Origin of the sequence: Burkholderia sp. E168m23, from assembly GCF_016586125.1 — a bacterium.
Lineage (GTDB): Bacteria > Pseudomonadota > Gammaproteobacteria > Burkholderiales > Burkholderiaceae > Burkholderia > Burkholderia orbicola.
Genome location: NZ_BCPP01001591.1, coordinates 1 through 761, shown reverse-complemented (window position 1 = coordinate 761; position 761 = coordinate 1). Strand labels below are relative to the sequence as shown.

The following is a 761-nucleotide window of genomic DNA, read 5'->3' as shown; positions in this document are numbered from 1 at the left end:
TTGACGGCGAGACACGCGCGCACGCCCGCGCCGGTCACGCCGCCCAGTTTCAATACTGCGCCCGGTCGGGCTCGCACGACCTGCCAGAACGGCACCGCTTCACCGTCGAGCGTGGCCGCGAGCGGCGCGCCGCCGAGCACGAACAGCGTCGCGGTATTGAAGCGCAGCGTCGCGCCGACCATCGTGAATTCCAGCCCGGCCGCGTCGCGCGCGTTGCCGAGCAGCGCGTTCGCGAGATCGAATGCGCGATCGTCCATCGGCCCCGACGGCGGCACGCCGACGCTCCAGTAGCCGACGCGCCCGGGCGCCTGCTGCACGGTGGTCTGCACGCCGCCGTCGAGCACGTCGATCGTGTGCGGCGCGAACGCGAAGCGCGACAGGAAGGCAGTGGTCGGCGCGCCGCGCGCGAACGTGTCGGAGCCGACGACGGCACGCAGGTAGTCGAGGTTGGTCTCGATCCCGTACAGCTCGGTCTGGTCGAGCGCGGCCCGCAGCGCGGCCAGCGCGTCGCGCCGCGTGTCGCCGCGCACGATCAGCTTCGCGAGCAGCGGATCGTAATGCGCGCTGATCTCCGTGCCTGCCTCGATCCAGCCGTCGACCCGCACGTCGTCGGGAAACGCAACGTGCGTGAGCAGCCCGGCGCTCGGCTGGAACTGCTTGTTCGGGTCCTCCGCATAGAGCCGCACCTGGATGCTCGCGCCGCGCGGTACGACGGCGAGCGTGTCGAGCGGCGGCAGGTCGCCTTCGGCCTGCAGGATCAT

At 71.6% G+C, this 761-nt stretch carries 1 pseudogene; it reads right to left on the bottom strand.

The features are described 5' to 3' along the window. Nucleotides 1–761: pseudogene (locus JMF90_RS39080) on the bottom strand (urea carboxylase); the annotation flags it as partial.